Source organism: Methylobacterium sp. 1973, assembly GCF_040545035.1.
Taxonomy (GTDB): domain Bacteria; phylum Pseudomonadota; class Alphaproteobacteria; order Rhizobiales; family Beijerinckiaceae; genus Methylobacterium; species Methylobacterium fujisawaense.
In genome coordinates this window covers 206,595-232,355 of sequence record NZ_JBEPLA010000010.1, presented here as the reverse complement: position 1 = coordinate 232,355, position 25,761 = coordinate 206,595, and the positions used below count along the sequence as shown (strand labels likewise).

Annotated in this window: 20 protein-coding genes and 1 pseudogene; 9 read left to right on the top strand and 12 right to left on the bottom strand. The window is 65.4% G+C overall.

Annotation, left to right across the window (positions count from 1 at the left end):
• Positions 1-684: 684 nt before the first annotated feature.
• The 6 genes from ABIC70_RS20030 (at position 685) to ABIC70_RS20005 (ending at position 8,892) form a co-directional block, all read left to right on the top strand.
• Entirely contained in the window at positions 685-1,569 is an 885-nt protein-coding gene (locus ABIC70_RS20030) for a WecB/TagA/CpsF family glycosyltransferase (RefSeq protein WP_354440798.1), read from the top strand.
• 122 nt (positions 1,570-1,691) lie between these two features.
• Positions 1,692-2,849: a glycosyltransferase family 4 protein gene (locus ABIC70_RS20025; protein WP_354440796.1), complete on the top strand. Its 1,158-nt coding sequence runs from the start codon at positions 1,692-1,694 to the stop codon at positions 2,847-2,849.
• 65 nt (positions 2,850-2,914) lie between these two features.
• The gene (locus ABIC70_RS20020; RefSeq protein ID WP_354440794.1) at positions 2,915-3,913 is read left to right on the top strand and encodes a glycosyltransferase family 2 protein; all 999 of its coding nucleotides are present in this window, start codon (positions 2,915-2,917) and stop codon (positions 3,911-3,913) included.
• Between the two features lie 486 nt (positions 3,914-4,399).
• Complete coding sequence (locus ABIC70_RS20015; protein WP_354440792.1) at positions 4,400-6,703, top strand: WD40/YVTN/BNR-like repeat-containing protein; 2,304 nt, start codon at positions 4,400-4,402, stop codon at positions 6,701-6,703.
• A 193-nt stretch (positions 6,704-6,896) separates the two neighbouring features.
• Positions 6,897-8,468 (top strand): UbiA family prenyltransferase, encoded by a 1,572-nt coding sequence (locus ABIC70_RS20010; protein WP_354440790.1) that lies wholly within the window; start codon positions 6,897-6,899, stop codon positions 8,466-8,468.
• Position 8,469: 1 nt separating this feature from the next.
• A complete protein-coding gene (locus ABIC70_RS20005; protein ID WP_354440788.1) occupies positions 8,470-8,892 on the top strand; it encodes a GtrA family protein in 423 nt (140 codons plus the stop codon).
• A 429-nt stretch (positions 8,893-9,321) separates the two neighbouring features.
• Here ABIC70_RS20005 and ABIC70_RS20000 read toward each other — a convergent pair whose 3' ends face one another.
• The gene (locus ABIC70_RS20000; RefSeq protein ID WP_159020337.1) at positions 9,322-9,483 is read right to left on the bottom strand and encodes a hypothetical protein; all 162 of its coding nucleotides are present in this window, start codon (positions 9,481-9,483) and stop codon (positions 9,322-9,324) included.
• Positions 9,484-10,106: 623 nt separating this feature from the next.
• Between ABIC70_RS20000 and ABIC70_RS19995 the strand changes: the two genes are divergently transcribed.
• Entirely contained in the window at positions 10,107-11,264 is a 1,158-nt protein-coding gene (locus ABIC70_RS19995) for a DegT/DnrJ/EryC1/StrS family aminotransferase (protein ID WP_354440786.1), read from the top strand.
• Positions 11,265-11,615: 351 nt separating this feature from the next.
• Here ABIC70_RS19995 and ABIC70_RS19990 read toward each other — a convergent pair whose 3' ends face one another.
• Positions 11,616-13,133, bottom strand: coding sequence for a GumC family protein (locus ABIC70_RS19990; protein ID WP_075380635.1), 1,518 nt, complete (start codon positions 13,131-13,133; stop codon positions 11,616-11,618).
• Between the two features lie 290 nt (positions 13,134-13,423).
• On the opposite strand from ABIC70_RS19990, the gene ABIC70_RS19985 reads away from it, so the two are divergent.
• Both ABIC70_RS19985 and ABIC70_RS19980 read left to right on the top strand, forming a co-directional pair.
• Positions 13,424-14,710 carry a polysaccharide biosynthesis protein gene (locus ABIC70_RS19985; protein ID WP_139231643.1) on the top strand — a complete coding sequence of 429 codons (1,287 nt, stop codon included), beginning with the start codon at positions 13,424-13,426 and terminating at the stop codon, positions 14,708-14,710.
• Between the two features lie 236 nt (positions 14,711-14,946).
• A pseudogene (locus tag ABIC70_RS19980) lies at positions 14,947-15,150 on the top strand (IS3 family transposase); the annotation flags it as partial.
• Between the two features lie 13 nt (positions 15,151-15,163).
• Here the strand turns inward: ABIC70_RS19980 and ABIC70_RS19975 are convergent.
• From ABIC70_RS19975 to ABIC70_RS19930, 10 genes are all read right to left on the bottom strand, one after another.
• Complete coding sequence (locus ABIC70_RS19975) at positions 15,164-15,490, bottom strand: Rieske (2Fe-2S) protein (RefSeq protein ID WP_081948780.1); 327 nt, start codon at positions 15,488-15,490, stop codon at positions 15,164-15,166.
• Positions 15,483-16,187 (bottom strand): ABC transporter ATP-binding protein, encoded by a 705-nt coding sequence (locus ABIC70_RS19970; RefSeq protein ID WP_043387758.1) that lies wholly within the window; start codon positions 16,185-16,187, stop codon positions 15,483-15,485. Before ABIC70_RS19970 ends, ABIC70_RS19975 begins: the two co-directional genes overlap by 8 nt.
• A complete protein-coding gene (locus tag ABIC70_RS19965) occupies positions 16,180-16,995 on the bottom strand; it encodes an ABC transporter ATP-binding protein (protein WP_043347347.1) in 816 nt (271 codons plus the stop codon). The genes ABIC70_RS19970 and ABIC70_RS19965 overlap by 8 nt, the downstream gene beginning before the upstream one ends.
• On the bottom strand, positions 16,992-18,026 hold the full coding sequence (locus ABIC70_RS19960) for a branched-chain amino acid ABC transporter permease (protein WP_075380633.1): 1,035 nt from the start codon (positions 18,024-18,026) through the stop codon (positions 16,992-16,994). Before ABIC70_RS19960 ends, ABIC70_RS19965 begins: the two co-directional genes overlap by 4 nt.
• On the bottom strand, positions 18,023-18,895 hold the full coding sequence (locus ABIC70_RS19955; RefSeq protein WP_043387761.1) for a branched-chain amino acid ABC transporter permease: 873 nt from the start codon (positions 18,893-18,895) through the stop codon (positions 18,023-18,025). Before ABIC70_RS19955 ends, ABIC70_RS19960 begins: the two co-directional genes overlap by 4 nt.
• Positions 18,896-19,292: 397 nt before the next feature.
• Entirely contained in the window at positions 19,293-20,441 is a 1,149-nt protein-coding gene (locus tag ABIC70_RS19950) for an ABC transporter substrate-binding protein (RefSeq protein ID WP_354440782.1), read from the bottom strand.
• A 34-nt stretch (positions 20,442-20,475) separates the two neighbouring features.
• Complete coding sequence (locus tag ABIC70_RS19945; protein ID WP_354440780.1) at positions 20,476-21,675, bottom strand: xanthine dehydrogenase family Fe-S subunit; 1,200 nt, start codon at positions 21,673-21,675, stop codon at positions 20,476-20,478.
• Positions 21,672-22,541 carry an FAD binding domain-containing protein gene (locus ABIC70_RS19940; RefSeq protein WP_043354720.1) on the bottom strand — a complete coding sequence of 290 codons (870 nt, stop codon included), beginning with the start codon at positions 22,539-22,541 and terminating at the stop codon, positions 21,672-21,674. Before ABIC70_RS19940 ends, ABIC70_RS19945 begins: the two co-directional genes overlap by 4 nt.
• Complete coding sequence (locus ABIC70_RS19935) at positions 22,538-24,892, bottom strand: xanthine dehydrogenase family protein molybdopterin-binding subunit (RefSeq protein ID WP_354440778.1); 2,355 nt, start codon at positions 24,890-24,892, stop codon at positions 22,538-22,540. The genes ABIC70_RS19940 and ABIC70_RS19935 overlap by 4 nt, the downstream gene beginning before the upstream one ends.
• Entirely contained in the window at positions 24,889-25,758 is an 870-nt protein-coding gene (locus tag ABIC70_RS19930; protein WP_354440776.1) for an alpha/beta hydrolase, read from the bottom strand. Before ABIC70_RS19930 ends, ABIC70_RS19935 begins: the two co-directional genes overlap by 4 nt.
• Positions 25,759-25,761: the final 3 nt, after the last annotated feature.

The following is a 25,761-nucleotide window of genomic DNA, read 5'->3' as shown; positions in this document are numbered from 1 at the left end:
AACAGGTCCGCCATCGCTACCTCCAGGCCGCAAAACGGCCGCCTGGAATCACAAAACGACAAACCCTGCAACGCCTTGGTTCGGTTCACACCCTAGAAGGTCGCCCAAATCTGACAAATGGATGGCACCCCGTCACGCCGCTCTGCCGACGAAAGCAAAAGCGCACTTCACTGCAGCCTACGAGACGGATGAAAAACGCAGCCAGAAATGCTCAATCGCTCTGTCTTTCGCGTCGAAGAGCCGAACTCTGTCGCGCGAATGCTGCTCGCGATCCGCGGTGACGTTAAAACGGTTTGTCGGTTGAGGGCCCTGGGATGTTTCTCGTGAGCTGAGTGATCGGAAGATAGTAGTCAAGCCGTTTGATGCCGGCTAGATGCCCTCAGATTGCCGATTTTATGAGCGGACCGGCAATTTTTAAACCAGGGATTTGAGGCGCTTTTGATCAATCCAGTTTCCGCTCTCAATGAGGGCGGAGACCCGCCTCAAAGTGCCTTTTTAGGGCCATCGAATTCGGTATTGCGTTCCGTTGATCGCCTGGATATAGGTTAAAAACTGTTAAGATGCCGTGTTGGCCCTACTCCCGAGCGCTATAGGAGGGATGTAGAGATGTCGCATTTTGGCTGGTTGTCGACATACTTCAGATGGTCAGGTGCTGTGCAGGGCCGGCTCCGTGCAGACGGGGCCGTGCGACTGAACGACAGTGGTTCCGGTTCTCGTGACGACAACACTTTTCAGCGGAAGCTGGTTCACGGTGCGCTACCCAATGAACCGAGTGCTCGAACGGCCCTGATCCGTGTTGGTGGGATTCCCACCGCAGCGCTATCGCGCAAACAACTGGCACGCCGCATGGACGAGGATTGCCGTTTGGTATCTCTGGGGCATCTTGCAGAGCCCCGAATAATCGTCGCGTCCAATGGATCGGTGATTGCGAGATTTCATCTGAATAGAAACTTTCGACGACTGATTTACAAGGCTTCAATCGTCGATGCTGACGGTGCATCGCTCGTCTTTGCGTCGCGCCTGTTCTGTCGAAGTCCCTTGCCCGAGCGGGTGGCGACGACTGATCTCATTCATGATTGCGCCGATCTAGCATCCCAGAAGTGCATACGTTTTTATTTCCTGGGCGGAAAGCCTGAGGTGGCTTTGCGTGCATCGCAAAAGTTGAAGCTGGTTTTTCCGAATCTACAGGTGGTTGGGTGCCGCGACGGGTATTTCAATCGCGCCGACGAGGATGAGATCTGTTCTGAGATACTCCGCACAGGAGCGCAGGTCTTATGGCTCGGTCTAGGCAGTCCGATGCAGGAAGAGATCGCTTGTTCATGGCAGAAGAAACTGTGCGGTTTGGCCTGGATCAGAACCTGCGGCGGGCTCTTCGATCACATCGCTGAGGACGTTCCGCGAGCGCCGCGATGGATGCAAGATATCGGTCTTGAGTGGCTTTACAGGATTTATCAGGAGCCGAGACGATTAATGTTTCGCTATTTATGGTCCAACCCTGTCGCATTATTTTATCTTTTGACCAAAACGTCCGACGAGCCGATCTATCGTGGACCAGTTGTACTAAAATGATATCATATCTTATCTATATTTGAATATTGATTGTGGACTAATTACAGAAAACCGGATCCATGCTCAGGTGCCGGGCTAGGTGACTATCAATGAGGCGGATTGGGATGTGCGTTGCGGTATCGTTGACGGAGCCGATCCAGCGTTCCGTACCGAAAGCCTCGATACGGTCGCAGCCGACCGTTTACTTCTTTGCCAACCATTCCTCATCCGGTGGTGTCGGCGAGCTGTGGAACGATCTGGCTGCTGGATTGGCGGCTAAGGGATTTCGAACACGTCTCATCGCGCTTTGGCCGAGTGCCGACACATCGATAGCTGGCGATGAACACATCGCTTGGCACCACGTGGTCTCTGAGAAGCCACGATCGACACTCCGTCTTCTCTGTTTGATCAGAGATATTGTTCTGCTCTTCAGGAAGGATACGCCAGATTGTGTCGTGACGGCGATGCCTGCCACAAACCTATTGGTACCCGTGGCGGCTTTGCTTTCCTACAGGCGCATTCGAGCTATCACATCACATCATACACCTGCGAATACGTTGAAATGGCCGATGAACTGGCTTGATCGATATGCATCTGTCCCGCCGAACGTCTCGGCGTCGGTCAGTGTCTCGAAGACGGTCGCGACGTCGTATCACTTGAAGCGGGGCTGGCTGCGATCAAAGCAGCGGGTCATCAGCAACGCGCTTTCTCCCGCGATCGAGCAGCATCTTTCGGAATTGTCCCGGATGAGGCAACCGCGCATCGGGGGTGATGCCCCCTTTCGCGTTATAAGCCTCGGCCGCCTCTCAGCGCAAAAGAATTACGACGTCTTGATCAAAGCGGCGTTGTACATGCCAAACGTGATTGTGAGCATCATAGGGCATGGACCTGAGGAGACGAGACTGCGGTCACTGGCTGACTGCCTCGGTGTAACGGATCGGGTAAAATTTCTCGGACGCATGGGCCGCAAAGATGCGCTTCGCGTGCTCGCGGCGGCCGATGTCTTCGTGCAGATGAGTCGCTTCGAAGGCCATAGCCTCGCACTCATCGAAGCGGCCAAACTTGGGTTGCCGCTTGTCGTTTCGAATATCCCAGTTCAATTAGAATTTATCACTGACGAAATCGGCCGACACTGCGGCATTACAGTTGATATCGACGATGCGCGTAGCTTGGCCCGATCGATTGACCGATTGTATTTCGATCATGAATATTATGAGGACATGGCTTTGCGATCAAGACATATCGCGGCAGCACTTTCATTCGATAAAACCATGTCACTCTACGAGAATCTTGTGTCTTAACGTCGGTTTTCGGCCGAGGAATGGGTGACGTTCGTCCAAAAGAGTCCTTCGATACGGAACTGGCAATGAAGCTTACAATCGGGATTAAGGTTTTCAATGAGGCCGCCCGGATCGGGCGGGCGATCGAAACTGCGCTTGAGGCCGCCGCTCCGTACGGTGGTGAAGTCTTGATCGCTGATAGCGGATCCACGGACGGTACGCTGGAGATTGCGTTGCGGTACGATGTAAAGATCGTCCAATTGGCGAATCCATCCGAACGCTCGTGCGGCGCTGGTGCCCAACTCGCGTATATGTTCGCCCGCGGAGAGTTCTTCTACCTTCTCGACGGTGATATGGAGATCGATCCTTCATTCCTGCCGTGTGCGATACCATTTTTGGAGACGCATCCGGATTTCGCCGGGGTCGGGGGCCGTGTCGAAGAGGCGAATGTCGAGAACCATGAATTTCGCACACGGAAAATCAATGCGGAAAGGAGATGCGCTTATTACCCCCGTCTGATCGATCGTCTCGATTGTGGGGGGCTTTATCGCGTCTCGGCGGTAAAGCAGAGCGGGTATTTCGCAGACCGAAATTTGAAATCATTTGAAGAATTTGAGCTCGCTTCGCGATTGATCGCAGATGGCTGGAAACTCACCCGGCTCGATGTTCCTGCCGTCGTGCATTATGGGCATACGTCCGAAAGCTATAAGCTCCTGCGGGCTCGATTTCTATCTGGCTACGCGAACGGCGTCGGCCAAGTTTCTCGGGCAATCCTCGCCCGGCCTCGCGGTCGGCAAGCGCTTTCTAAACTTACGCAGTTCTGGACATGCGCTGTCGTCGTGATCTGGTGGGCCGCAATTCTCACATTGACGATGTTGGCAGTCTCAGACTGGCATTACCTCGCGTACCTTCTCGTGGCGATTGTCCTACCCGTGCTGTTTCTCATGCTGCGGCGCGGCTCAGTGCAAGCCGGGCTATATTCGTTCGTGGCGTGGAACACGGTTGCAATCGGCTTTTTTGCGGGGTTCGCCGCATCGCGCCGATCGCCGACGGAACGATTGGAGGCGGTCATCATCAGGGGTTGAATAAATGGCAAGTCACGGTTGCTGATCTTGAGGAAATTCGGGCTTGATGTCTCATTCGCTCAAGACGTGAATTTAAAACCTCGGCCTTTGTCTCGATGCCTGTGTTCAAGTAATTAAGGTCGTAGTTCGGAGATCGAGAAAAAGGGAAGGCGAGGCTGATTGTGGGCGTCCTGACCATAACTGAATCAGGGGTAGGCCAATTGTTCGCTTCGGTTCAATTCGCGATGCGGCCGAACACCGCGATGCTCTGCGGAAGAAGCGGGTGCGGATCGACCGGCGACCGACAGGTCTGGCAAATCCCCGTGTGGTGCCGGGATTGGGTCAATTGGCGGTCCGTTGCTGCACTGGGGTTCATGGTTCCAGCCAATGTTGGTTGAGTTGATGCTGGCTGAACTTGGTCTTGCGGACCCAAAGATGACCGGGCGATCTGCGGTCGCGCATCGCATGTGGAGGCTCGGTCGGCCGTTCGATCAGCGACGCTCGTCGATGATGCGCCTGTCGCTGTCCGTGTCGTTACGCGGTTTCGCCCTGTTGCTTTGGGGGCTCGTGGTGCTGCCCGTCGCTCGCGCGGAGACCTATCTCTGGCGGCCGGTGAAGATCGGCGGCGGTGGATTCATAACCGGATACTCATCTGATGCCAGCGGGTCGACGCGCGTCGTCAGAGCGGATGTGTACGGAGCTTATATCTGGAGCGACACGGCCAATCGGTGGATCCAATTGGTGACCACCGCGTCGATGCCGTCGACGTTTCACGTTCAGAACGGACTCAACGAGGGGGTGTACGAGGTCGTCGTTGCCCCGTCCGACGCGCGCCGGATCTATCTGGCTCTGAAGGGAAGGGTCCTTACCTCGCGGGATGGAGGGCGGTCATTCGCCGCCTCATCGACAGCTCCGTTCGAGCATGGATTCGATCCGAATAGCGAGTTCCGCAATTACGGGCCGTTCATTTCGGTCGACCCTGTGCGTCCGGACGTTGCGCTCTTCGGAACCCCGGCCGATGGTCTCTGGCGTACCGATGACGGAGGCGTGACGTGGTCACGCATCCCGACCGTGCCTCCGGCGATGGATCTACGCCCGGCGCAGGACGGCCATCAGAGCCCCGGCATCATCACGTGGTTCGAGAAACCGGGCGGCCAAGTCGCAGGGCGCGTCTGGGCGATGTCGGCTGGAAACGGCCTTTTCGCCTCGTCCGACGGCGGCCGAAGCTTTTCCCGGCTGGCATCAGACGGGCAGGGCGGGCCGTCGCTTCTCACGCAGGGCGCCTTCGCGCGCGACGGGACCTTCTTCGGTGTCGATCGCGAGACACGAATGGCTTGGCGTTATCGCGGGGGTGCATGGCAGAGCCTTACATCCAACGGAGGCCTGCCGAGTCTGCCCTTCGCAGCCGTGGCGATCGACCCGGACGATTCACGCATCCTCGTCATCGATCAAAGCGGGACGGTGTTCCGATCGAATGACGGAGGACGGTTGTGGACACGACTGGCGCATGAGTCCCGGGTCGGGTCCGGCGACCCGCCATGGCTTCGCGTCAGCAATGCGTCCTACTTCGCCATGAGCCGTATCATGTTCGATCCTGTGAAGAAGGATCGGCTCTGGGCTGGCGCAGGCATGGGCGTGTTCTACGCCGACCTCTCCGACTCTTCGCGGACTGTGACGTGGGTCAGCCAGACTCGGGGGATTGAGGAGCTCGTCGCGAACGACGTCAACCAAGCCCCAGGGCAGGCCCCCCTGTTTGCGGTCTGGGATTTCGGTATTCACGTCAAGCGAGACCTGACGGCCTACTCAACGACATACAGTCCGAAAGAGCGTGTGCTGATCGCAGCACAGCAAGTGGCGCTGACACCCGCCAATCCGCGATTCGTCGTGACGAATGCGTCCGATACCCGAACGTCCTGCTGCTCGGAAGACGGCGATGCCGTGCTAGCCGGGTACAGCTTGGATGGCGGCGACAGCTGGACCAAATTCGCCGCGCTTCCGACCCCGCCGGGGACCCGTCCCGAGGATCCCTGGCGCATGTCGTTCGGTACGATCGCGGTCTCGGCCGGCGATACCAACAACATCGTCTGGGAGCCGACCTATAACCGCGCTCCGTTCTACACGAAAGATCTCGGCCGAAGCTGGCGGCGGGTGGTGCTGAGCGGCGAGTCCCTTCCGTTCACGGGCTCACATCCGCACATATACCTGTCGCGGAAGACACTCACGGCGGACGGCACGCGGCCCGGCGTCTTCTATCTTGTTCACAGCGGGGAGGGGGCGAATCAGCGGCTCCAAGGGCTTTGGCGGACGGGCGACGGTGGCGAGACTTGGCGCCAAGTCTTCAAGGGTGAGATCGCGCCGAACACCGGGTACGCCGCGAAGCTCCGCGCCGTGCCAGGTCGACCGGGCGAGCTCTTCTTCACGTCGGGCATCCCGTACGCAACGGGGACGCCCCTGAGGCGCAGCCGCGACGGCGGGGAAACCTGGACCTCGATCCGCGGTATCAGCCAAGTGGATGATATCGCTTTTGGTCGACCTGATCAGGCAGGTTATCCTACAATTTTCTTATCCGGTCGGCTGAATGGCGAATATGGATTCTGGCGATCGATTGATGAAGGTGATAATTGGACGAAGATAGGGGCTTTCCCCGTCGGCAGCTTGGATCAGGTCACTGTTCTCGGCGCCGACACCGATCATTTCGGCCGTGTCTACGTGGGTTACATGGGGTCCGGTTTCCTGGTCGGGGAACCGGCCGACTGCAAAGCGAAGCCCTACGCATTCGGAGAGGACGCAGAATGCTTTTCGCTGCGCTGAGACCCGCGAGGGCGGCCTCTCCGGTCGCCGCGGGGCCCCGAAGAACGGCGCTGTGGCGACTCCGGCAATGAGTCTTCGGCTGGGAAATCGTCATCTCGGTCGTGACCTGACCAGCCGGATATGGATCACGGCAATTCAGCAGTCGTGATTGAGGTGGCCCTGTTCAAATCGGTAGCGGAGCTTTCGGTCTGTGATGATGCGATCTGTTCTGCACGATATCACCCGCCGCATTCAGTATGGCCGGTCTCCGAGCTTGGGAGCCGGATCCGTGCTTTCAGGGCACATCGCTTCGGGGGTCGAGGCCGTTCGGCACCCGGCTTGGCCGAAACTCGGGTCTCGCGAGGTTCCCCTCATCCTCGATCTCGACGGAACGCTCCTGCGGACGGATGTCCTCTACGAGAAGGCGCTTGCGTTGGTGCGGGCCGATCCGCTGAACGTCCTGCGCATGCTCTACTGGGCGATGGGCGGCCGCGCCCACCTGAAGCGGCGCATGGCTCAGGCTGTCACGCTCGACATCGAGGCGCTGCCGGAAAACCCCGAGCTGGTCGCCTTCGCAGAGGCCGAGGCCAAGGGAGGCCGGCCGATTCACATGTCGACCGCCACCGACAATGTGACGGCCTCCCAGATCGCCCGCCGCTTCCCGTTCATCAGCAGCGTCATCGCCAGCGACGGGCAGACGAATCTGAAAGGGGCCGCCAAAGCGGCTGAGCTCGCCCGCCGTTTCCCGCTCGGCTTCGACTATGCGGGCGACAGCCGCGCCGATCTGCCGGTGTGGCATGCCGCCCGGCAGGCGATCGTGGTCGGCGCCTCCCCGGGGGTGGAGCGCGCGGCCGGCAGAGCGGCCGACGTCGCCGGCGTCTTCCGGCGCCCGCCCTACGGTCGCCTGCTCCTCAAGAGCATGCGGTCCCATCAATGGGCCAAGAATGCGCTTATTCTCGTGCCAGCAGTCCTGGCCAACCGCTTCCTCGACCCGTCCGCCCTCGGGTCGCTCGCGATCAGCTTCGTGGCGCTCTGCCTGATCGCCTCGGCGACCTACATCCTCAACGACATCTGGGACGTGGCGGACGATCGTCGGCATTGGTCGAAGAAGAACCGTCCTCTCGCCAGCGGCCAGTTTCCGATCGTCTACGGCCTCGCCGCCGTGCCGGCCGGCCTGGGAGCCGGATTCCTGCTCGGCGCACTGGCTGGCCCGAAGGTGGTTCTCACGCTGGCAGCCTATACCGGGCTGACGCTCGCCTACTCGTTCTATCTCAAGCGGGTGGTCCTGCTTGACGCCTTGACGCTCGCCAGCCTCTTCACGATTCGGTTGGCGGTGGGCACCGCCGCTGTGGAGGCCATCGCCTCGCCGTGGCTGTTCGTGTTCTCGATGTTCCTGTTCACCTCACTGGCCTTGGCGAAGCGCCACACAGAGATCGCCCGTGCCACGGCGCGCGGCGCGGCTCAGATCAACGGACGCGGCTACGTGGCAGTGGATTTGCCCCTCGTGCTGGCCGCCGGTGTCGCCGCGGGCACGTCCGCGCTCCTGATCTTGGTGTTCTACGTGATCGACGACGCGTTCAAGCAGACCTTCTATGGCGATGTGGCATGGCTCTGGGGCTTCCCCCTGGCGCTGTCGATCATCCTGGGGCGAATCTGGGTCGCGTGCCAGCGCGGCACGCTGCAGGATGATCCGGTTGTCTTCGCGCTGACGGACCGGCTGGCGTTGACGGCCGGCAGTGCGCTCGCGATGTGCTTCGTGCTGGCTTGGGCGGGCTTTTCGGTCTGAGATGATGCGGCTCTACCTGCAGGACCTCATCCGCCTTGATCAGCGCGTCCGATTTCTGCTCGCGGGCGGCTTCGCCTCGGGCGTGAGTTGGGCATCACGCTTCCTGTTCAACACCGTAATGCCGTTCGCGCTTGCGGTCGCCACAGCGACCGCGCTCGGCATGGTGATCGGCTTCCTGATCTACCGCAGCTTCGTCTTCCCGGGCTCGTCGCGATCCCTTGCCGCGCAACTCGGGGGGTTCCTCGTGGTCAATCTGATCGGGGGACTCGTCACCGTGGCGGTGGCGATTGTCGCACGCGATGGGCTGTTGATGCCGCTCGGCCTTACAGAGATCGCGGCGCCTGCCGCGCACGCGATCGGTATCATGGCCGGTGCCGTCGCCAACTATGTTGGACACAAGTCGGTCACCTTCAGGACGGCCTGAATGCTCCTTCGTGAGCGCTGATCATGCCCCTGTGCTGCTTTCCCGCGCGCGGCGTAAAACGGACTGTCGCGCATCCGCGGATCATCCCCTCGAGCCTTGCCGCGCACGTTCGTCGGCTGGAGCGGCGCGAGACCCACCGAAGCCGCGCCAGTTAGGCCGAATCGCGCCGCCTGGAGTCCTCCGTTCCGGAAGGCCGGGGATGCAGCGGCTCACCCGAGCCAGACGCCGCGATTTCGCGATCGCTGAGGTGTCGGCAACGTCGTGTCGAACGGTGGTCCGAGCGGCTTCGGCTGGTGCGGTCGTCTTGATCCTGGAACCGCGCGCTTATCCCCGGAACCGGCGGTCGATTCGTTGCCGCGCAGCCGGGTTGTACTGCGCGTCGCGAGCGATCAGGATGTCGAGCGGTCGGTTCGCCAGCAACCGATCCCGTTAAGCCGCGCCCCGCTGGCGCATAAGCCAGCATCCAGCGAGCAGAGCGGCACAATTGCCAGAGATGAAGACCGCGAGGATCGAGAAAACCAAGCCGCTGCCGATCGTGGAGATGAACGCAACGAGAGCCGCTGCGAAAGCCGAGGCGATGATAAAGACCATGTCTGGGCATCCTCGCTTGGAGCAATCGCCAGCTCACGCCGATCGCGAACTCTCCTCGTCAATCGTTACAGAAGCGTAAACAGTAATTTGCCAGCGCAGCACCTCGGGAAGGCCGACCACCGGACCCCTATCGCGACGACGCTCATGAACGGTGAACTGGACCGCGTCGCGCCTCAGCCGATGCAACCGAGGACGGCGCCGAGCTCGGCCCCCGGTCTCAACGACGTCCCCACTGGCACGGCAATCGGGATCTCCTGTCCGCAGCTTGGACATGAGCAAGGCAGCAGCGATCGCGTCGCGCGAGAAACCCGATGGCATCTGCGGGGAACCGCTCAGGCAACGGGGACCTTCATTGAGTCGGCGCGTGTTTGGGCTCTGCGCCGCGGGTGCGCCGTATGCTCAGGGGGCCGCGACCCGTGGCGACCGGACCAAAGGCGTAAAGCGGCCTCGGTCGTGTCGGCCCGCGCGAGCCTGACGCGCGTCGCGTCGACAGACATCAGAGCAGATCAGACGATCGGACGGCCGTCTCGTGGGGGGCTTGATCTGTTATACCGCGCGGTATTCCGACTGCCCGGACGGTGTATACTGATACCGAACAACCCTCCTTCAGCGAGGTCAGCTGAATGGCTGTCCCATTTTATCGACACGCCCTCCCGGCCTGCTACGCTGAACGTGTCGCGTCGGTTCTCGCGAGTCCCTTTCTCACGAGCGGTCCGCGGTGCCAGGAGGTCGAAACGACGCTGCGCCGCTTCTTCGGGGCCGGGAGCGCCAAGCTGACGTCAAGCTGGACGCAGGGCGCGGTCGCAACTTTGCTCGCCCTCGATATCGGACCGGGCGACGAGGTCATCGTTCCTGCCATGACATTCGCCGCGACAGCCAATGTCGTCCGGCAAGTTGGAGCGACACCGATTTTCGTGGACGTTGATGCGCGAACGTTGCTCATGGACCTGACCCAGGCAGGGCAGGCGGTGACCACGAGGACCAGAGCCGTCATCCCGGTTCACCTGTATGGCCAGATGGTGGATATACCGTCGCTCAGGGCCGTGATCCCCGAGTCGGTCAAAATCATTGAAGACGCGGCGCACTGCTTCGAAGGCACGCGAGACGGCCGGCGTCCGGGCCAGCTCGGCGATGCGGCGATCTTCTCGTTCTACGCGACCAAGAATGTGACCTGCGGCGAAGGCGGCGCCGTCGTCACAAACGATTTGGCTCTGGCGGATGCCTTGGCTCAGACCGTTCAACACGGCATGTCGGCGAGCGCGGCCCGGCGTTTCGAGGGGCACACCTACCGCCATTGGGACATCGCCCGCTTGGGGACGAAGGCCAACCTCCCGGATTTGCTCGCGGTCCTTCTGGAGCCGCAGATCGCTGAGATCGACCTGCAACTGCAGATCCGGGAACGTCTCTGCAGACGGTATGAGGCTGCACTCGCGGGGACGCCCTTCAAATGGCCGACCATCGACGCCGACGCTGTCTCGGCGCGGCATCTGTTCCCGATCCACGTTCCGGGCGGGGCGCGGGATGCCGTCTTGAATGCTCTCGGCGAGGCCGGGATCGGTGCGACCGTGAACTATCGCTGTGTTCCCGCGCTGAGCCTTTACCGCACTGCGCAAGCGCAGCTTCGATATCCCATCTCGTGGCACTGGGGCGAAGGTACGCTCTCGCTTCCGCTATACCCGAGCCTGCGTGAGGATGAGCAAGACGAAGTCATCGCGGCCCTGCGGCGTTCCATTGCGACAACGGGCTTATCGGGCGCCGAGCCTGCACCGATCGCGTTCTGATCACACTTCGGTGTCTCGCATCCCTTGGGTGTGCTCCAGCTGTTCGGCAACGGTGTCGGATGGCCGGGACAAGTCGGGCGTTCACGCACGATGGCCAATGCGAAGCCGCAGCGTACCTCGCTGAACGGGCGCTCGCCCCGCGTTTTCGGTCGGCAGGATCGATGCGGGCTTCTTCCTCCGGCCCGGTTGCGTCCCTGTCCGATCAGGCTGCCGAGATCGCGCGGTCGCGTCGTATGCGCGACCGAGTGCCCCGGAGCGCGACGTGCAAGAATGGCCATCGGCACCTTCGCGGAGAGGCCCGAGTGAGCTGCGGCGTCACGGCAACAGCGTCATCCCGGCTTGAGCAGCGCTCTAAGATCCTGACTGCGTCCGTGCGCGGCGCTTGAGGTCGGCCATCGCGAAATAGGCCGACGCCTTCCGGAGAAGCTCATTGGCCTGCGCGCCGGGTGTCGAGGCGTGTGCGGCGGTGAATCGACCTGGAGCGGCCGGCGCGTCCGGGGCCGTCGCGTCGGACACCGGTCGCGGGCCGTACATTTCGAGCATCAGGGACGCCGATGCACCCAGGATCAGACCGAACACGACGCCGAGCCCGAGGAATTGAGCCCCGTTGGGAAAAACGGCTCGGAGCGGAGTCGTAGCCGACTGAATCACACGGATGTTCGTCAGCTTTGCCGATCTGAGATCGGCATTGATTTGCTCCTCGGTGGTCCGCTTCGCGTAGAGTTCAGCATTCAAGGTCGCCTGGGCGACGTCGCGTTTCAGCCTCTCGAATTCGGTCTGTTTGCTCACAAGCGTCGTCAGGTCTCGGTTGACGGTGCTGATCTCCTGCTCCTGCTGCTTGACGAGATCGAGAAGGCCGGCGATCTCGGAATTGACCTTCAGTAGCGCCACCATCGAGTCTTGATAGACGCGCACCATCAACAAAGGCGGGTCGCCCGCGCCGGCCGTGTTCTCTGAAGGGCCGCGTGACGGCGACCGACCTTTCTCGTCACCGCCGAGATTTTCGACCAGATTCGACACGAACGGAGATTGTGTCACCGGCTTGAGAAGTCGCAGCTGTGCGACAAGCGCCCCCTTTTGACCCTGTTTATCGACCAGCGAGCTGCGCGTCGCCGTCAGAGCCGCCGCAATGTCGCTGGCCCGATGCAAAAGCAGGCTTCGCTCATCCTCCACGGAGTACATTCGTTCCCGGCGGGAGAAATGCTCCAACAGTCGGGAGCGCATCTCCACTTCTTCGTTGAATCGCTTTTTCTGCTCGCGAAAGAAATCAATGGCGCCCGGCGTATCGGCGAGACGGATCTGGCGCTCGATGAACGATTCGGCGACGGCGTTCACGAACGCCGCCGTCAGACGTGGATCCGTGTATTGAAACGAGATTTTCAGGACCTCGGAATTGGGTTCAGTCCGCACCGTGAGGCGTCGGCTCAGGACGGAGGCGACCAGATCGATATCGGAGATGCCTGAGTCCTTACCCCCAGCGTTCTCCGGGACTGCCTCCTCTGTGTCACGCCGGCCATGGACGATCTGCCTCAGCCATCCTCCCAATCCGGGAAGGCGGGATTGGCCGACGCCTTTGAATTTATCGAGCCCGACGCGATTGATTGCGCCGCGAACGACATCCTCGCTTTCCGCGATTCGAGCTTGAGAGGTGATCAACTCAAGCTGCTTCCGGCTGCCATCGGAAATATTTTCCGAAGCTTGACTGACAAGAAGCGATGTAGACGCTTCATAGACCGGTGCGATCAACAAATAAGCAGATAAAAACAGGGCAATACCGGCGCCCACCGCCAGGACCATCAATGCCTTATGTTTCCACATGCATCGCAACACCGTGCCTATCGAAGGCTTCATGTCTTGATCGTGCAGCATCAACGACATCCTACTGGCGTGCGCTCTATTTATATTCGAGCCGCGAATTCAACGGCTAAACTAAAAAACGCACAAATTACTGCGAGCGTTACTCCATTTTAAGGACTTGATATTTTCTGCGATTAGGCGTTCATTCAAAAGTCGGCGCTTAATCGCTAGTGCTCAAGGATATCGTGACCTTAGCAGGATTCATGCCTGAATTGCAACAACGCTCTTTATTCGCCCTTCGAGGCGAGACGTATTATATTTGAATTGGTGCTGGAATGCTCGTTTGGAAACGAAATCTTTCCATGAAGATCGCCGTTGCACAGGCCGTGCAAATCATCGCGCCCTACATGCTTGCCGTATCCGGCCCGTTGGTGCTGTCAGCGACACAATTCGTTCTGTCAGTCGTTCTTGTCCATCTGATGAGCCCGAAGGATTTTGGCACTTTTTCGTTCCTTATGGTGACATCACAATTTCTGATGAGCTTTTCCGGCGCCTTTTTATGTGCCCCCCTTCCCGTCGTGATGGCGAGAGCCGGCAAAACAGGCGATGCCGCTACTGTCGAGTGTTTGTTTGGTGTAAATGTCATCATCGGCTTGTTAGTTTTTATACTGCTTACTGCGCTCAGTGCTGCTCTCGGGATTGAAATTCTACCTGCGGCCCTATTCGGAGGATTTGCAAGCCTGACAATGCTGCGCTGGTTCGGTCGCGCCTACGCGTATGCAATCGGCCTGCCGAAACGTGCCACCCTGTCCGATATCGTATCCGGCGTCGTCCTCGGCGTCGGCATCGGGTTGATCGCGTGGCAGGGCAGCGCTTCCCCCCTCTTCGCTTACGGATTTCTGATGCTCAGTGCAGCCGGCGGTCTGCTGGCGTTCGGGCCTCGTCATCTCGCGGAACAGCTTCGATTGCCCCGCCTCGAAGAATTGTCGCGCTATGGTGCCGTCTGGAAAGAGCATTCGAGCTGGTCGCTGCTCGGACTGGTCACGACGGAGGCCACCGGCAACGCACATGCTTATTTCGTGACCCTGATCTCGGGTGCCGTCGCCTTTGCGGCGCTCGCGGCGAGCGCACTCCTGATCCGGCCGGCCATCATCCTGATGAACGCCCTCGGAGAATTCGAGAGACCGCGTCTCGCACGGCTCGTCGCCCAACAGCGATGGAGCGACGTCGATCGCACGCTGTCCCTGTTTCGATTCATTCTCATGAGCGGCTGGTTCGCAACCTTGGGTCTCGGCGTCATTGTCGCCTATTTCGCGCCCTCGCTTCTGTTTTCGAAAGACTACGATTTGCTTTATGTTCAGAAGGCATTTGTCCTCTGGTTGGCGATCATGGGCCTCCGCCTTGTCCGCACCCCGGAAAGTATCTTGCTGCAAGCCGCAGGGCAGTTCCGGGTGCTGGCTTTCTCAAGCGTCTACTCGTCGGTGATCTCAGTCATCCTCGTCGTTGTCATGGTCTGGGTGGTGGGGCCGCTGTACTCGATGGTCGGCGTTCTCGCAGGCGAGGCGATCTTCACGCTGGCTGTATGGCGCGTCGCGCGCGCCTGGCGCTGGAAGGGCAGGCAGGCGTCTCCGCACGTGCAGTTGCCGTGAACGCGTGCAGTCTTCGCGATCACCGCCGCAGACGGTTCATCGTGGCCAGCCAGACGCGCCCGGGCGGCACGGGTCGCGCCGGTCTGCGCCGCTGACGGTCGCCGCGCCCCGCACGACGCCTGCCCCGACCCCGGTTCACCATTCCGAGGGCGGCATGCAACTGAACTGTGGACTCACCTCGAAGACACGGAGAGCGCTGTCCGTGAACGCGGAAGCCGTCCACACTTGGGTCTGGCGCCGCGGCGGCCCGTCTTGCTCAGACGAGCGGACGGTCTCGCCGCGCGGCGGCCGCCGATCTCGGCTTCAGGCTCCCGACCGTGCGCAACGGGATCGACGGCCGGCGTGATCGCGAGATGGACGCGGCACCCGCAGACCGGCTGGAGGGCATGGCGGCCGCGCTGAGGCGCCTGCACCGCGGGAACGCCGTGCAGCGTCAGGACGGCCCGAGACACATCATTTCATCCTGAGCCATAGCCCGTCCGAAGCCGACTCGATCTCGAACAGGCGAAGGGCTCGAAACGACCAGCCCGGTGAGACGGAGCCATCTCGGAGATCAAAAGAGGCGAGATGCCGGGGGCAGAGCAGCCGTCCACCGACGCACTGGCCGAGAGACAAGTCTGCCCCCTCGTGCGGGCAGGCCCGCTCGGCGGCTACGATCCGCTCGCCATCGCGCACGAGAAGCAGATGGTATCCTCGGACGGTGATCGCCACCGAGTTCCGCCCGGCGAGAAGGTCGTGCGGGCCGAGGCAAATCCGCTCTGGCCCGTCCGTCTCAGCCACCGAGATAAGCGTCCCGCACGTGGGGATCGGCGATGAGGTCCTGCCCGCGCCCCGCGAGTACGATGCGGCCGGTTTCGAGCAGGTAGGCGTAATCGCACAATTCGAGGGCCGCGAACGCATTCTGCTCGACGAGTAGCACGGTCGTGCCGGCATCGCGGATCGCCCCGATCACCGAGAACATCCGCTCGACGATGTTGGGGGCGAGCCCCAGGGAAGGCTCGTCGAACAGCACGAGCTTCGGGCGCCCCATCAGCGCGCGGCCGATCGCCAGCATCTGCTGCTCGCCGCCCGACAGCGTGCCGGCCGCCTGATCGCGGCGCTCCGCGAGGCGCGGAAACTCCCCGTAGATGCGCGTCAGGTCCGCCGCGACCGCCGCCCGGTCGCGGCGGAGATAGGCGCCCATGGCGAGGTTCTCGGCGACCGTCATCTGCGGGAAGACGCGCCGGCCCTCCGGGCAATGGGCGATGCCCGCCGCCAGGATCCGGCGGGGCTCCGCCCCCGCGATGTCCCGGCCGGCGAACCGGATCGCGCCGGAGCGCGGCGCGACGAGGCCGGAGATCGCCCGGAGCGTCGTGGACTTGCCGGCCCCGTTCGCGCCGACGAGGGCCACGAGTTGGCCCTCGCGCACGTCGATCGTCAGCCCCTTCAGCGCCGTGACGTGGCCGTAGCCGCAGACGAGGTCGCGGATCTCAAGCATGGACCGCCTCCTGCGCGGCAGCGGCGGCCTGCCGGGCCGCGCTGCCCTGGCCGAGATAAGCTTCGATCACCGCCGGGTCGCTGCGGATCCGGTCCGGCGGCCCCTCGGCGATCAGGCGGCCGTAATTGAGGACGACGATGCGGTCGGAGACCTCCATCACCATCGGCATGTCGTGCTCGACGAGTAGGATGGTGACGCCGCGCTCCCGGATCTGCCGGATCAGGCGCACGAAGACCCGCGTCTCGGAGGCGTTCATCCCCGAGACCGGCTCGTCGAGGAGCAGCATGGCGGGCTCGGTGGCGAGCGCCAGCGCCACGCCGACGAGGCGCTGCTCGCCGTAGGCCAGGGCGCCGGCCTTCTCCTGCGCCCGGCCGGCGAGCCCGACCCAGTCGAGCAGCGCCGCGGCGCGGGCGCGCAGCTGCCTCTCGCCGGCCCCCGCGCGGCCGAGGAGCGCGTCGAGAACGGGCGCGCGGCCCGCCGCGGCGCCCATCTGGTGCAGGCCGATCATCACGTTGTCGAACACCGTGTCGTCCGGGAAGACGCTGGTGCGCTGGAAGGTGCGGGCGAGTCCGAGCCGCGTGATCGCGTGCGGCGGCAGGCCCTTCAGCGACGTGCCGCGGAAGCGGACATCGCCCTGGCTGGGCTTGAGGAAGCCCGTCATCACGTTGAAGGCCGTGGTCTTGCCAGCCCCGTTCGGGCCGATCAGGCTGACGATCTCGCCGGCCTGGACGTCGAAATGCAGGTCGGCGATGGCGACGAGGCCGCCGAAGCGGACGCCGACATGCTCGACCGAGAGGATCGCGCTCATCGCTGCACCGCCGGGTTGGCTTCGAGGACCGGGATCGACCGGACCTGCCGGCGGCCGAGCAGCGCCGACAGTCCCGGCACGATGCCCCGCGGCATCACGAACAGGATCACGATCAGCACGAGGCCGTAGACGATCCACTGCGCCTCCGGCGCCATGACCGGGCGGAGCGCCACTGGCAGCAGGCCGAAGATCAGGCCGCCGACGACCGGGCCCATCAGGCTGCCCTTGCCGCCCGCCACCACCATGATGACCATGGTGACCGTGGTGGCGAACAGGAACACGTCGGGATCGATGATCCGCAGGTAATGCGCGTAGAGGCTGCCGGCCGCGCCGGCCATCGCCGCCGAGATCACGGCCGCGACGGTCAGCGTGCGGGTGGCGTTGATGCCCACCGAGAGCGCCAGGGGCTCGTTCTCCTTCAGGCCCCGCATCGCCCGGCCGAAGCGCCCGCCGACCAGGCGGGCGATGATCAGCCAGCACAGCGTGCCGACGGCCAGCACGAGGTAGTAGTTCTGGAGCTTGGTCTTCAGGGTCCACATCCCGAGGCCCGGTAGACCGAGGGTGATGGCCGGGATGTTGGTCAGCGCCAGCGGTCCCTGCGTCAGCTCCACCCAGTTGAGGGCCACGAGCCGCACGACCTCGGCGAACGAGATCGTGACGATCACGAAGTAGGCGCCCCGCACCCGGAAGGAGAGCCGCCCGATCAGGTAGCCGCAGCCGCCCGCCGCCACCGTCGCCAGCAGGAGGCCGGCCACCGCCGGCCACGGCTCGTGGACCGCGCGGATGCCGAACCCGAGATCGACGTCGAAGCCGAGGCTCGTCAGCGCGCTGACATAGGCGCCGATGCCGAAGAACGCGATGTGGCCGAGGCTGAGCTGCCCGGTGAAGCCGAGGAGCAGGTTCAGGCTCATGGCGCCGATCGTCAGGATGCCCGTCACGATCAGCGCGTTGAGGAGGTAGGGGTTGGCGCCGAGACCCAGGGGCAGGGCGACGAGGCCGGCGAGCAGGGCGAGGGGGAGAAGCCGGGTCATCCGATGCGCTCCGCCTTCGCGAACAGCCCGGTCGGCCTGTAGAGCAGGACCGCGATGATGATCAGGAAGCCCATCGCGTCCCGGTAGCCGGAGGAGACGTAGCCGGCACCCAGTTCTTCGGCGAGCGCCAGGATGAAGCCGCCGATCGCCGCGCCGGTGACGTTGCCGAGCCCGCCCAGGATGACGATGGCGAAGGCCTTCAGCTCGGCGAGGCCGCCCATCTGCGGGAACACCACATAGACGGGACCGAGGAGCGCGCCGGCGGCCGCCGCCAGCGACGAGCCCAGAGCGAAGGTCGCGGTGTAGATCCGGCGGACGTCGACGCCCATCAGCGCCGCCGTGTCGGAATCCTGGAAGGCGGCGCGCATGGCGAGCCCGAGCTTGGTCCGGTTGATCAGCGCATAGGTCAGGGCGATCAGGGTCAACGCCGCGCCGAGCACGAACAGCCGCAGCCACGACACCGAGACCGGGCCGATCTCCAGCGGCGCCTCCGGGAAGGGCGCGGGGATCGCCTTGGCGACGCCGCCGAAGATCCAGAGCGTGCCCGATTGCAGGATGATCCCGGCGCCGATCATCACCAGCATGGTGGTGTCGATGTCCGAGCCCCGGAACGGCCGCAGCAGCACCAGCTCGATCGCGGCCCCGAGCAGGAGGCCGCCGAGGATCGCAACCGGCAGCGCCAGGAAGAAGTTCAGCCCCAGCGCCGCGACCGCGAGGTACATAACGTAGGCGCCGACGGTGTAGAGCGCGCCGTGGGTGAAGTTCACGACGTTCATGATCCCGAAGATCAGCGTAAGGCCGATCCCCAGCAGCGCGTAGGTACCGCCGAGGATGAGCGCGTTGACGAGGTGCTGGACCAGTTCGTTCATGGGCTTCTCCTGGCAGGTTGCGTGCCGGATGACCGGCGCCTCGCTGCGTGCGGGGACACGCGGGTTGCCAATTCGGGAGCCGGCACTGCGCGTCTCCCTCCCCCGCAGCGACGATGGTCACACATCTTCGTTTTGCACCGCCGCGGGCGGCAGAGCGCGACAGGCCCCCTCTCCCGTGCGGGAGAGGGTTGGGGTGAGGGATGAGAACTCTTCGGATCGAGCGCGCGATCGATGCGCGACAGGACGCGCCTCGTTCTGAAAGCTCTCGCCCCTCACCCTATCCCTCTCCCGCTCGGGAGAGGGGACCCGCGCTCGGTCCTGAAACCGCGTGGCCGAACCCAATGTGTGATTCTGTAAGCCCCCGCCGAGGGGATAGGGACGGCGCGCGGCGGCAGCCCTACAGTGCCGGCACGATCACCTTCCCGTCCTTGATCTCGACGAGGTAGACGTCGGGCTTGCTCTGCCCGCTCTCCTTCCCGGCGGGGCCGGCCTTGGCGAAGCGGATCGGACCGTTGAGCCCGACGAAGTCGACCGACCAGAAGGCCTTGGTGATCGCGGCCGGATCGGCCGAGCCCGCCTTCTTGATGGCGTGGGCGATCGCGCGGATGCCGTCGTAGCCGCGGAAGCTCTCGGTCACGCCGGCGAAGTCGAAGCCGCGCTTCTTCCACGCGGCGATAAAGGCCTCGGTGGCCTTCGGGTCCGGCGTCCTGTCGGGCGACCAGGGCAGGAACGTCGTGAGGTGCATCGTGCCGTCGGCGGCCGCGCCGGCCTGGGCGATGATCTGGTCCGGGTTCTGCGATCCGCCGGTGGTGATGACCCGCTTCTTCAGGCCGAGCGCCGCCATCTGCTTGAACAGCAGCACGAGCTGATCGACCGAGCTCGTGATCATGATCGTGTCGGAATCCGAAGCCTTCAGCTTGGCGAGCTGCGCGCTCATGTCCTGCGCGCCCTGGTCCATGGTCTCGACGAGGCCGACCGCGACGCCCTTGTCCTTGAGCATCTTGCCGAAATCGGTCGCTGCGCCGCGACCGAAGTCGTTGTTGAGGACGAGGAAATCGACCTTCTTCAGCCCGAGGCGGCCGACCATCGGCGCGAAGGTCTCGGCCTCCAGCGATGAGGGCGGCGAGATCCGGAACACGTAAGGGTTGCCAGAGGTCGTGATCTTGCCGGACGAGGAGGTCTCGACCAGCATCGGCGTCTCGTAATCCGCGAGCTTGGGCATCACGGCGAGCGTCAGGCTGGAGCCCCAGGCGCCCATCATCACCGGGGTCTTGTCGCTGGTGATCAGCTTCTCGGCGACCGCGGCGGCTTCGGTCGGGTTGCTCTTGTTGTCCTCGATCACGAGTTCCAGCGTCTTGCCGAGGACGCCGCCCTTGGCGTTGATCTCGTCGGCGGCGATCTTGGCGCCGTTCACCACGTAGGTGCCCGAGGCCGCGAACGGCCCGGTCAGGGGCTCGTTGACGCCGATGCGGATCGCGTCCGCCCGGGCGCCCGTCGCCGTCAGCGCCAGCAGGATCGCGGTCGTGAGGGTGAACCTGCTGGGCATTCGCGTGTCTCCGGTGCGTTGAGGCGGGGTGGGATCAGGCGCGGCCGAACCACGCCGCGAGGCGCGCGCGGGCGAGGCCGAGGAGCAGGCGGAGCGGCTTGAGGCCGGCGGGGGCCGGGGCCGCGACGCCCGAGAGCCGGGCATCGAGATTGCGGGCGAACTCCGCCGCGATGCGGCCGGCGAGGTCGCGCACGAGGCCGGGGCGACCGAACTGGGCGAGCGGCCCGGTCAGGGTGTAGCCGACGTCGAGCGCGACCCGGGCGGTGCCCGGCGCCGGTCCAGCCTCGACCCGGTAGCGGATCCGGCCCTCGGTGGCCGAGCGGCCGCCGGCGTCGGTTCCGGCGCCGTGGACCGAGCCGGTCCGCGCCGCCTCCTGCCGCGTGAGGCGGGCGCGACCGCGAAACGTCACGGCGATCGGTCCGATCCGCGCCTGCAGGCCGCCCTCGACCGCGTCAGGCGCGGGCCGCGCCGTCAGGACCGCGCCGGGCAGGCAGGCGGCGACCGCGTCGATATCGCCCAGCAGCGCGAAGACGGCCTCCGGCGGATGCGCGAGGTCGAGCGCCTGCGTGAAGCTGTGAGCCGGCTCAAAGGTGTCGGACAGATCCGCCACCGCGGCGGGCGCGACCGGGGCGAGGGGCTTGGCCGGCGGAGTCAGGGGCGCGACCATCGCCTCGCCGACCCGCGCGCCGACCGGGCCGAGGGCGCGCGCCGCGCCGGTCTCCGGGGGGATGCCGCGCCCGCGCCGGTCCGCGATCACCGCCATCACGGCCCGGACGATGCCGGCATAGCCGGTGCAGCGGCAGAGATTGCCCGACAGGCCGACGCGGATCCGCCGCTCGTCGGCCTCGGGCAGCCGCAGGACCAGGTCGCGGGCGGCCACCAGCATCCCGGGCGTGCAGTAGCCGCACTGGAGCGCATGCTCGCGGTTGAAGGCGGCCCGCAACTCGCCCGTGATCGCGTCCGTGTCGAGGCCCTCGATCGTGGTGACGGCGGCGCCCGCGCAGGCGCCCGCGAAGGTCAGGCAGGCGCGGGCGGGCTCGCCGTCGAGCAGCACCGTGCAGGCGCCGCAGACGCCGTGCTCGCAGCCCAGATGCGTACCGGTGAGGTCGAGCCCGTCGCGCAGCACGTCGCCGAGATGGCTGCGTGGCTCGGCCGCGACCCGGACGGCGCGGCCGTTCACCGTCAGCGCGAGGGCCATGCGGGACGCCCCGGGTTCGGCCAGCGCGGCGCTCATGCGGCCTCCGGAAGGGGCTTGGCGTGGGGAACGGGCCCGGCCGCCGCCACCGCGCGGGCGAGGACGGTGACGTGGATGTGCCGCTCGACCGCGTCGGCCATCCCGGCCTCCCGCAGGGCCTGATCCGCGACCCGGGGATCGAAGCGCGCGGCGAAGTCGGCGCCGATGCGGCCGCCGAAGAGCGGGCGCGCATCGGCCAGGAGCACGGGCGGCCCCTCGACCGCGCCGATCACGGCCCGGCCCCGGCCCGCGCCGGGTTCGAGGCGCACGGCTCCGATGGCGTGGGCGAACTCGCCGATCTTCGCACAGTGCTTGACGTAGCCCCAGGCGGCGCCCGCCGGCAAAGCCGGCACGCGCACGGCGACGAGGATCTCGCCCGCGCCGAGCGCCACTTCGAGGGCGCCGGTGACGAAGCGCTCCACCGGCAGGGTGCGGCGGCCGTTCCGGCCCGCGATCTCGACCTCGGCACCGAGGGCCGTCAGGGCGCTGACCCAGTCGGCGGCCGGATCGGCGTGGACGAGGCTGCCGCCGACCGTGCCGCGGTTGCGCACCGGCCGGTAGGCGATCGCCGACGCCACCCGCTGCAGGGCGCCGCCGGTGACGTCGGCAACGCGCCCGTCCTCGATGTCGGCATGGGTCACGCAGGCCCCGAGGACGAGCGTGTCGCCCTCGACCCGGGCTTCCCGGAGCTCGGGGATGCCGGTGATGTCGAGGATGAGATCCGGCTCGACGAGGCGCAGGTTCAGCATCGGCCCGAGGGACTGCCCTCCCGCGATCAGCTTCACGTTGCAGGTGGCCTGTGCGAGGCGGTCTAAGAGCGCGGCGAGGCTGCCCGGCCGCTCCCAGGCGAAGGGTGCGGGCTTCATGCGGCCTCCCGCGCGGTCTCGGCGGGCGCGCGGGCGGCGAGCACGGCCTCCACGATGCGTCGGGGGGTGACGGGGGAATGCAACATCTCGACGCCCAGCGGCGCCAGCGCGTCGTTGACGGCGTTGGCCAGCGCCGCCGGGGGCGCGATGGCGCCGCCCTCGCCGATGCCCTTCTGGCCGAAGCGCGTGTAGGGCGAGGGCGTCTCCATGTGGTCGATGCGCGCCATCGGCACGTCGGCGGCGCCGGGCAGGAAGTAGTCGGCGAAGGTCGAGGCGAGCGGCTGGCCGCGCCCGTCGAAGCGCACCTCCTCGAACAGCGCTGTGCCGATCCCCTGGGCGAGGCCGCCGTAGATCTGGCCGTCGACCACGAGGGGATTCACCAGCGTGCCGCCGTCCTCGACGATGACGTAGTCGAGGATCCCGACCGCTCCGAGATCGGGATCGACCGCCACCACGGCCGCGTGCGCCGCGTACGAGAAGGTGCCGGAATCGCGCACCGGCTTGTAGCCGGCGGTGACTTCGAGGCCGCCGGGATCGGTGTCGGGCGCGAGATCCTGCGGCCGCCGGTACCAGGTGCGGGCGATGGCCTCGAGCGGGACGTCGCCCGTGGGGCCGACGACGTGGCCGCCTTCGAAGCGGCACTCCTCGGGCCGCGCCTGGAGCAGGTGGGCGCCGATCCGCACGGCGCGGGCGCGCAGTTCCTCGCAGGCCGCCGCGACCGCGCCGCCGGCCATCACCATCACGCGCGAGCCCCAGGAGCCGGTGGAGTAGGGTGTCATCGCCGTGTCGCCGTGGACGAGGCGGGTGCGCGCCACCGGCACGCCCAGGATCTCGTGGGCGACCTGGGCGAGGGTCGTCTCCAGGCCCTGGCCGTGGGAATGGGCGCCGATCCGCAGCTCCAGGCCGCCGTCCGGGGTCAGGCGGGCGCTGGCCTGCTCGTGGCCGGGCACCATCGGGATCCCCCAGCCGGAATAGACCGAGGTGCCGTGCGCGGCCTGCTCGCAGTAGATCGCGAGGCCGAGGCCGATCCGGCGCCCGTCCGGCTCGCCCTGACGCTGGCGGGCGCGGACCGCCTCCACGTCGACGGCCTTCAGCGCCCGGGCCAGGGCCTCCGGGTAGTCGCCGCTGTCGAAGTGCTTCTTCGTGATGTTGTCGAACGGCATCTGCCCGGGCCGCACGAGGTTTTTCTCGCGCACCGCCTCGGGCGGGATCCCGGCCGCGCGGGCGACGGCGTCGAGGACGAGCTCCAGGGCGAAGCAGACGCCGGTGCGCGCCACCCCCCGGTAAGGCAGGATCGGGCACTTGTTGGTCGCCACCGACCACGTGCGGCAGCGATAGGCCGGGAAATCGTAGGGCCCCGGCAGGATGCTGGCGACCTGCGCGGCCTCCAGGCAGGCCGAGAACGGATAGGCCGAGTAGGCGCCGGAATCGACGGTGGCCTCGCAGTCGATGCCGCGCAGGGTCCCGTCCCGCTCCGCGTAGGCGGTGATGCGGTAATGGTGCTCGCGGCAATTGGCGTTGGCGGTCAAGTGCTCGCGGCGGTCCTCCAGCCAGCGAACCGGGTGGCCGCAGCGGAGCGCGAGCCAGGCCAGCGCCACATCCTCGGCGAGCAGGATCGCCTTGTAGCCGAATCCGCCGCCGACATCCGGCGAGACGATGCGAATGCGCCCCTGCTCGATCCCGAGGCACTCCGAGAGGCCGTTGCGCACGATGTGCGGCATCTGGCTCGCGGTGTGGACGACGAGCTGGTCGAGGCGGTGATCGAGATTCACCACGGTGCCGCGGCCCTCGATCGGCGCCATGCATTGCCGCCCCGTCGAGATGGTGCGGCTGACCCGGATCGGCGCGTCGAGGGCACTCTCGATGCCGACGTCGACCAGGGTCTCCAGGAAGACGTTGTCGCCCCAGTGCTCGTGGACGAGGGCGGAGCCCGGCTCGCGCGCGGCCAGCATGTCGTGAACGGCCGGCAGCTCCTCGAGGTCGAGCACCACGGCGGCGGCGATGTCCTCGGCCTCGGCGCGGGTCGGCGCGACGCACAGCGCCACCAACTCGCCCACCTGCCGGACCTTGCCGGTGGCGAGCACCGGCTGCTCGGAGACCTTGAAGCCGGGCAGTCCCGAGACCGCCCGGATCGGCAGCACCCCGTCGAGGTCGGCGGCGGTGAAGACGCGGTCGCGATAGGCCTCGGGCACATGGACGGCACGGATCCGGGCATGGGCCAGCGGGCTGCGCACGAAGGCAACGTCCTGCATACCCGGCAGCCGCAGGTCGCCGACATACTGGCCGCGCCCGCGCATCAGGCGGTCGTCCTCCTTGCGGGGCAGGGAAGCCCCGACGCCCTCGCGGCTCATCGCGTCCCTCCGAGAAGATCGAGCGCGGCCCGGACCAGGAGTCCGTCGGGCCGGCGGAACCCGTCGAGGATCGAGAAGTGGTCGGCGCCCGGCACCGGCAGCAGGGCGCCCGGCGCGTGGGCGGCGCTGCGCAGGGCGTGGAGGTTGCGCGCGTCGCGGATGAGGGCGGGCAGCTCGCGGCTGCCGTAGGCGACCGTCATGGGCTTCGATGTGATCGGCAGCCGCAGCGGCGACAGCGTCTCGATCTCGACCTCGGTCAGCCCGAGCTTCTCGTTCAGGTAGGTCTCGCGGATCGGCGCGAGGTCGTAGACCCCGGAGATCGCCAGGACCGCGGTCACGGCGGGATGCCCGAGATGGAGCGCGGCCAGGTGCGCCCCGGCGGACCAGCCGGCCAGCACGATCGGGCCGCCGATCCCGCGCGCCGGTCCGTGCTCGACGAGCCAGTCGAGGGCGGCCCCGATCTCGGCGACGATTCCGGTGAGGCTCGCCTCTGGCGCCAGGGTGTAGCCCGGCATCGCCACCGACCAGCCGGCGGCGTTCATCCCCTCCGCGAAGCAGGCGAAATCGGCCCGGGCGTTGCGCTGCCAGTAGCCGCCGTGGACGAAGACGAGGCAGGGGGCCTGCGCGTCCGCCGCCGGGTAGAGGTCGAAGGCAGTGCGGTCCCCCGCGGCGTACGCGATATCGAGCCCGGCCGGATGCGCGGCGCGGTACGTCGCCGAGGCGTCGTTGCGGGCCGCGACCTGCGCGGCGCTGTCGGGCACGCCCGCATTGTTGTCGTAGCAGGCGCCCCGGGCCGCGAAGTCCAGGCTGTCCCAGCGGCGGCGCGGGTCCGGCGGGGTCGGGTCGTCGAGGACGAAGGCGAGCATCGG

Bases quoted from the DNA above. Each gene is read 5' to 3' on its own strand.
- ABIC70_RS20020 (WP_354440794.1), top strand. From the start codon at position 2,915: ATGAAGCTTACAATCGGGATTAAGGTTTTCAATGAGGCCGCCCGGATC.
- ABIC70_RS20015 (WP_354440792.1), top strand. From the start codon at position 4,400: ATGATGCGCCTGTCGCTGTCCGTGTCGTTACGCGGTTTCGCCCTGTTG.
- ABIC70_RS20010 (WP_354440790.1), top strand. From the start codon at position 6,897: ATGATGCGATCTGTTCTGCACGATATCACCCGCCGCATTCAGTATGGC.
- ABIC70_RS20005 (WP_354440788.1), top strand. From the start codon at position 8,470: ATGATGCGGCTCTACCTGCAGGACCTCATCCGCCTTGATCAGCGCGTC.
- ABIC70_RS20000 (WP_159020337.1), bottom strand. From the start codon at position 9,483: ATGGTCTTTATCATCGCCTCGGCTTTCGCAGCGGCTCTCGTTGCGTTC.
- ABIC70_RS19995 (WP_354440786.1), top strand. From the start codon at position 10,107: ATGGCTGTCCCATTTTATCGACACGCCCTCCCGGCCTGCTACGCTGAA.
- ABIC70_RS19990 (WP_075380635.1), bottom strand. From the start codon at position 13,133: ATGCTGCACGATCAAGACATGAAGCCTTCGATAGGCACGGTGTTGCGA.
- ABIC70_RS19985 (WP_139231643.1), top strand. From the start codon at position 13,424: ATGAAGATCGCCGTTGCACAGGCCGTGCAAATCATCGCGCCCTACATG.
- ABIC70_RS19970 (WP_043387758.1), bottom strand. From the start codon at position 16,187: ATGCTTGAGATCCGCGACCTCGTCTGCGGCTACGGCCACGTCACGGCG.
- ABIC70_RS19965 (WP_043347347.1), bottom strand. From the start codon at position 16,995: ATGAGCGCGATCCTCTCGGTCGAGCATGTCGGCGTCCGCTTCGGCGGC.
- ABIC70_RS19960 (WP_075380633.1), bottom strand. From the start codon at position 18,026: ATGACCCGGCTTCTCCCCCTCGCCCTGCTCGCCGGCCTCGTCGCCCTG.
- ABIC70_RS19955 (WP_043387761.1), bottom strand. From the start codon at position 18,895: ATGAACGAACTGGTCCAGCACCTCGTCAACGCGCTCATCCTCGGCGGT.
- ABIC70_RS19950 (WP_354440782.1), bottom strand. From the start codon at position 20,441: ATGCCCAGCAGGTTCACCCTCACGACCGCGATCCTGCTGGCGCTGACG.
- ABIC70_RS19945 (WP_354440780.1), bottom strand. From the start codon at position 21,675: ATGAGCGCCGCGCTGGCCGAACCCGGGGCGTCCCGCATGGCCCTCGCG.
- ABIC70_RS19940 (WP_043354720.1), bottom strand. From the start codon at position 22,541: ATGAAGCCCGCACCCTTCGCCTGGGAGCGGCCGGGCAGCCTCGCCGCG.
- ABIC70_RS19935 (WP_354440778.1), bottom strand. From the start codon at position 24,892: ATGAGCCGCGAGGGCGTCGGGGCTTCCCTGCCCCGCAAGGAGGACGAC.
- ABIC70_RS19930 (WP_354440776.1), bottom strand. From the start codon at position 25,758: ATGCTCGCCTTCGTCCTCGACGACCCGACCCCGCCGGACCCGCGCCGC.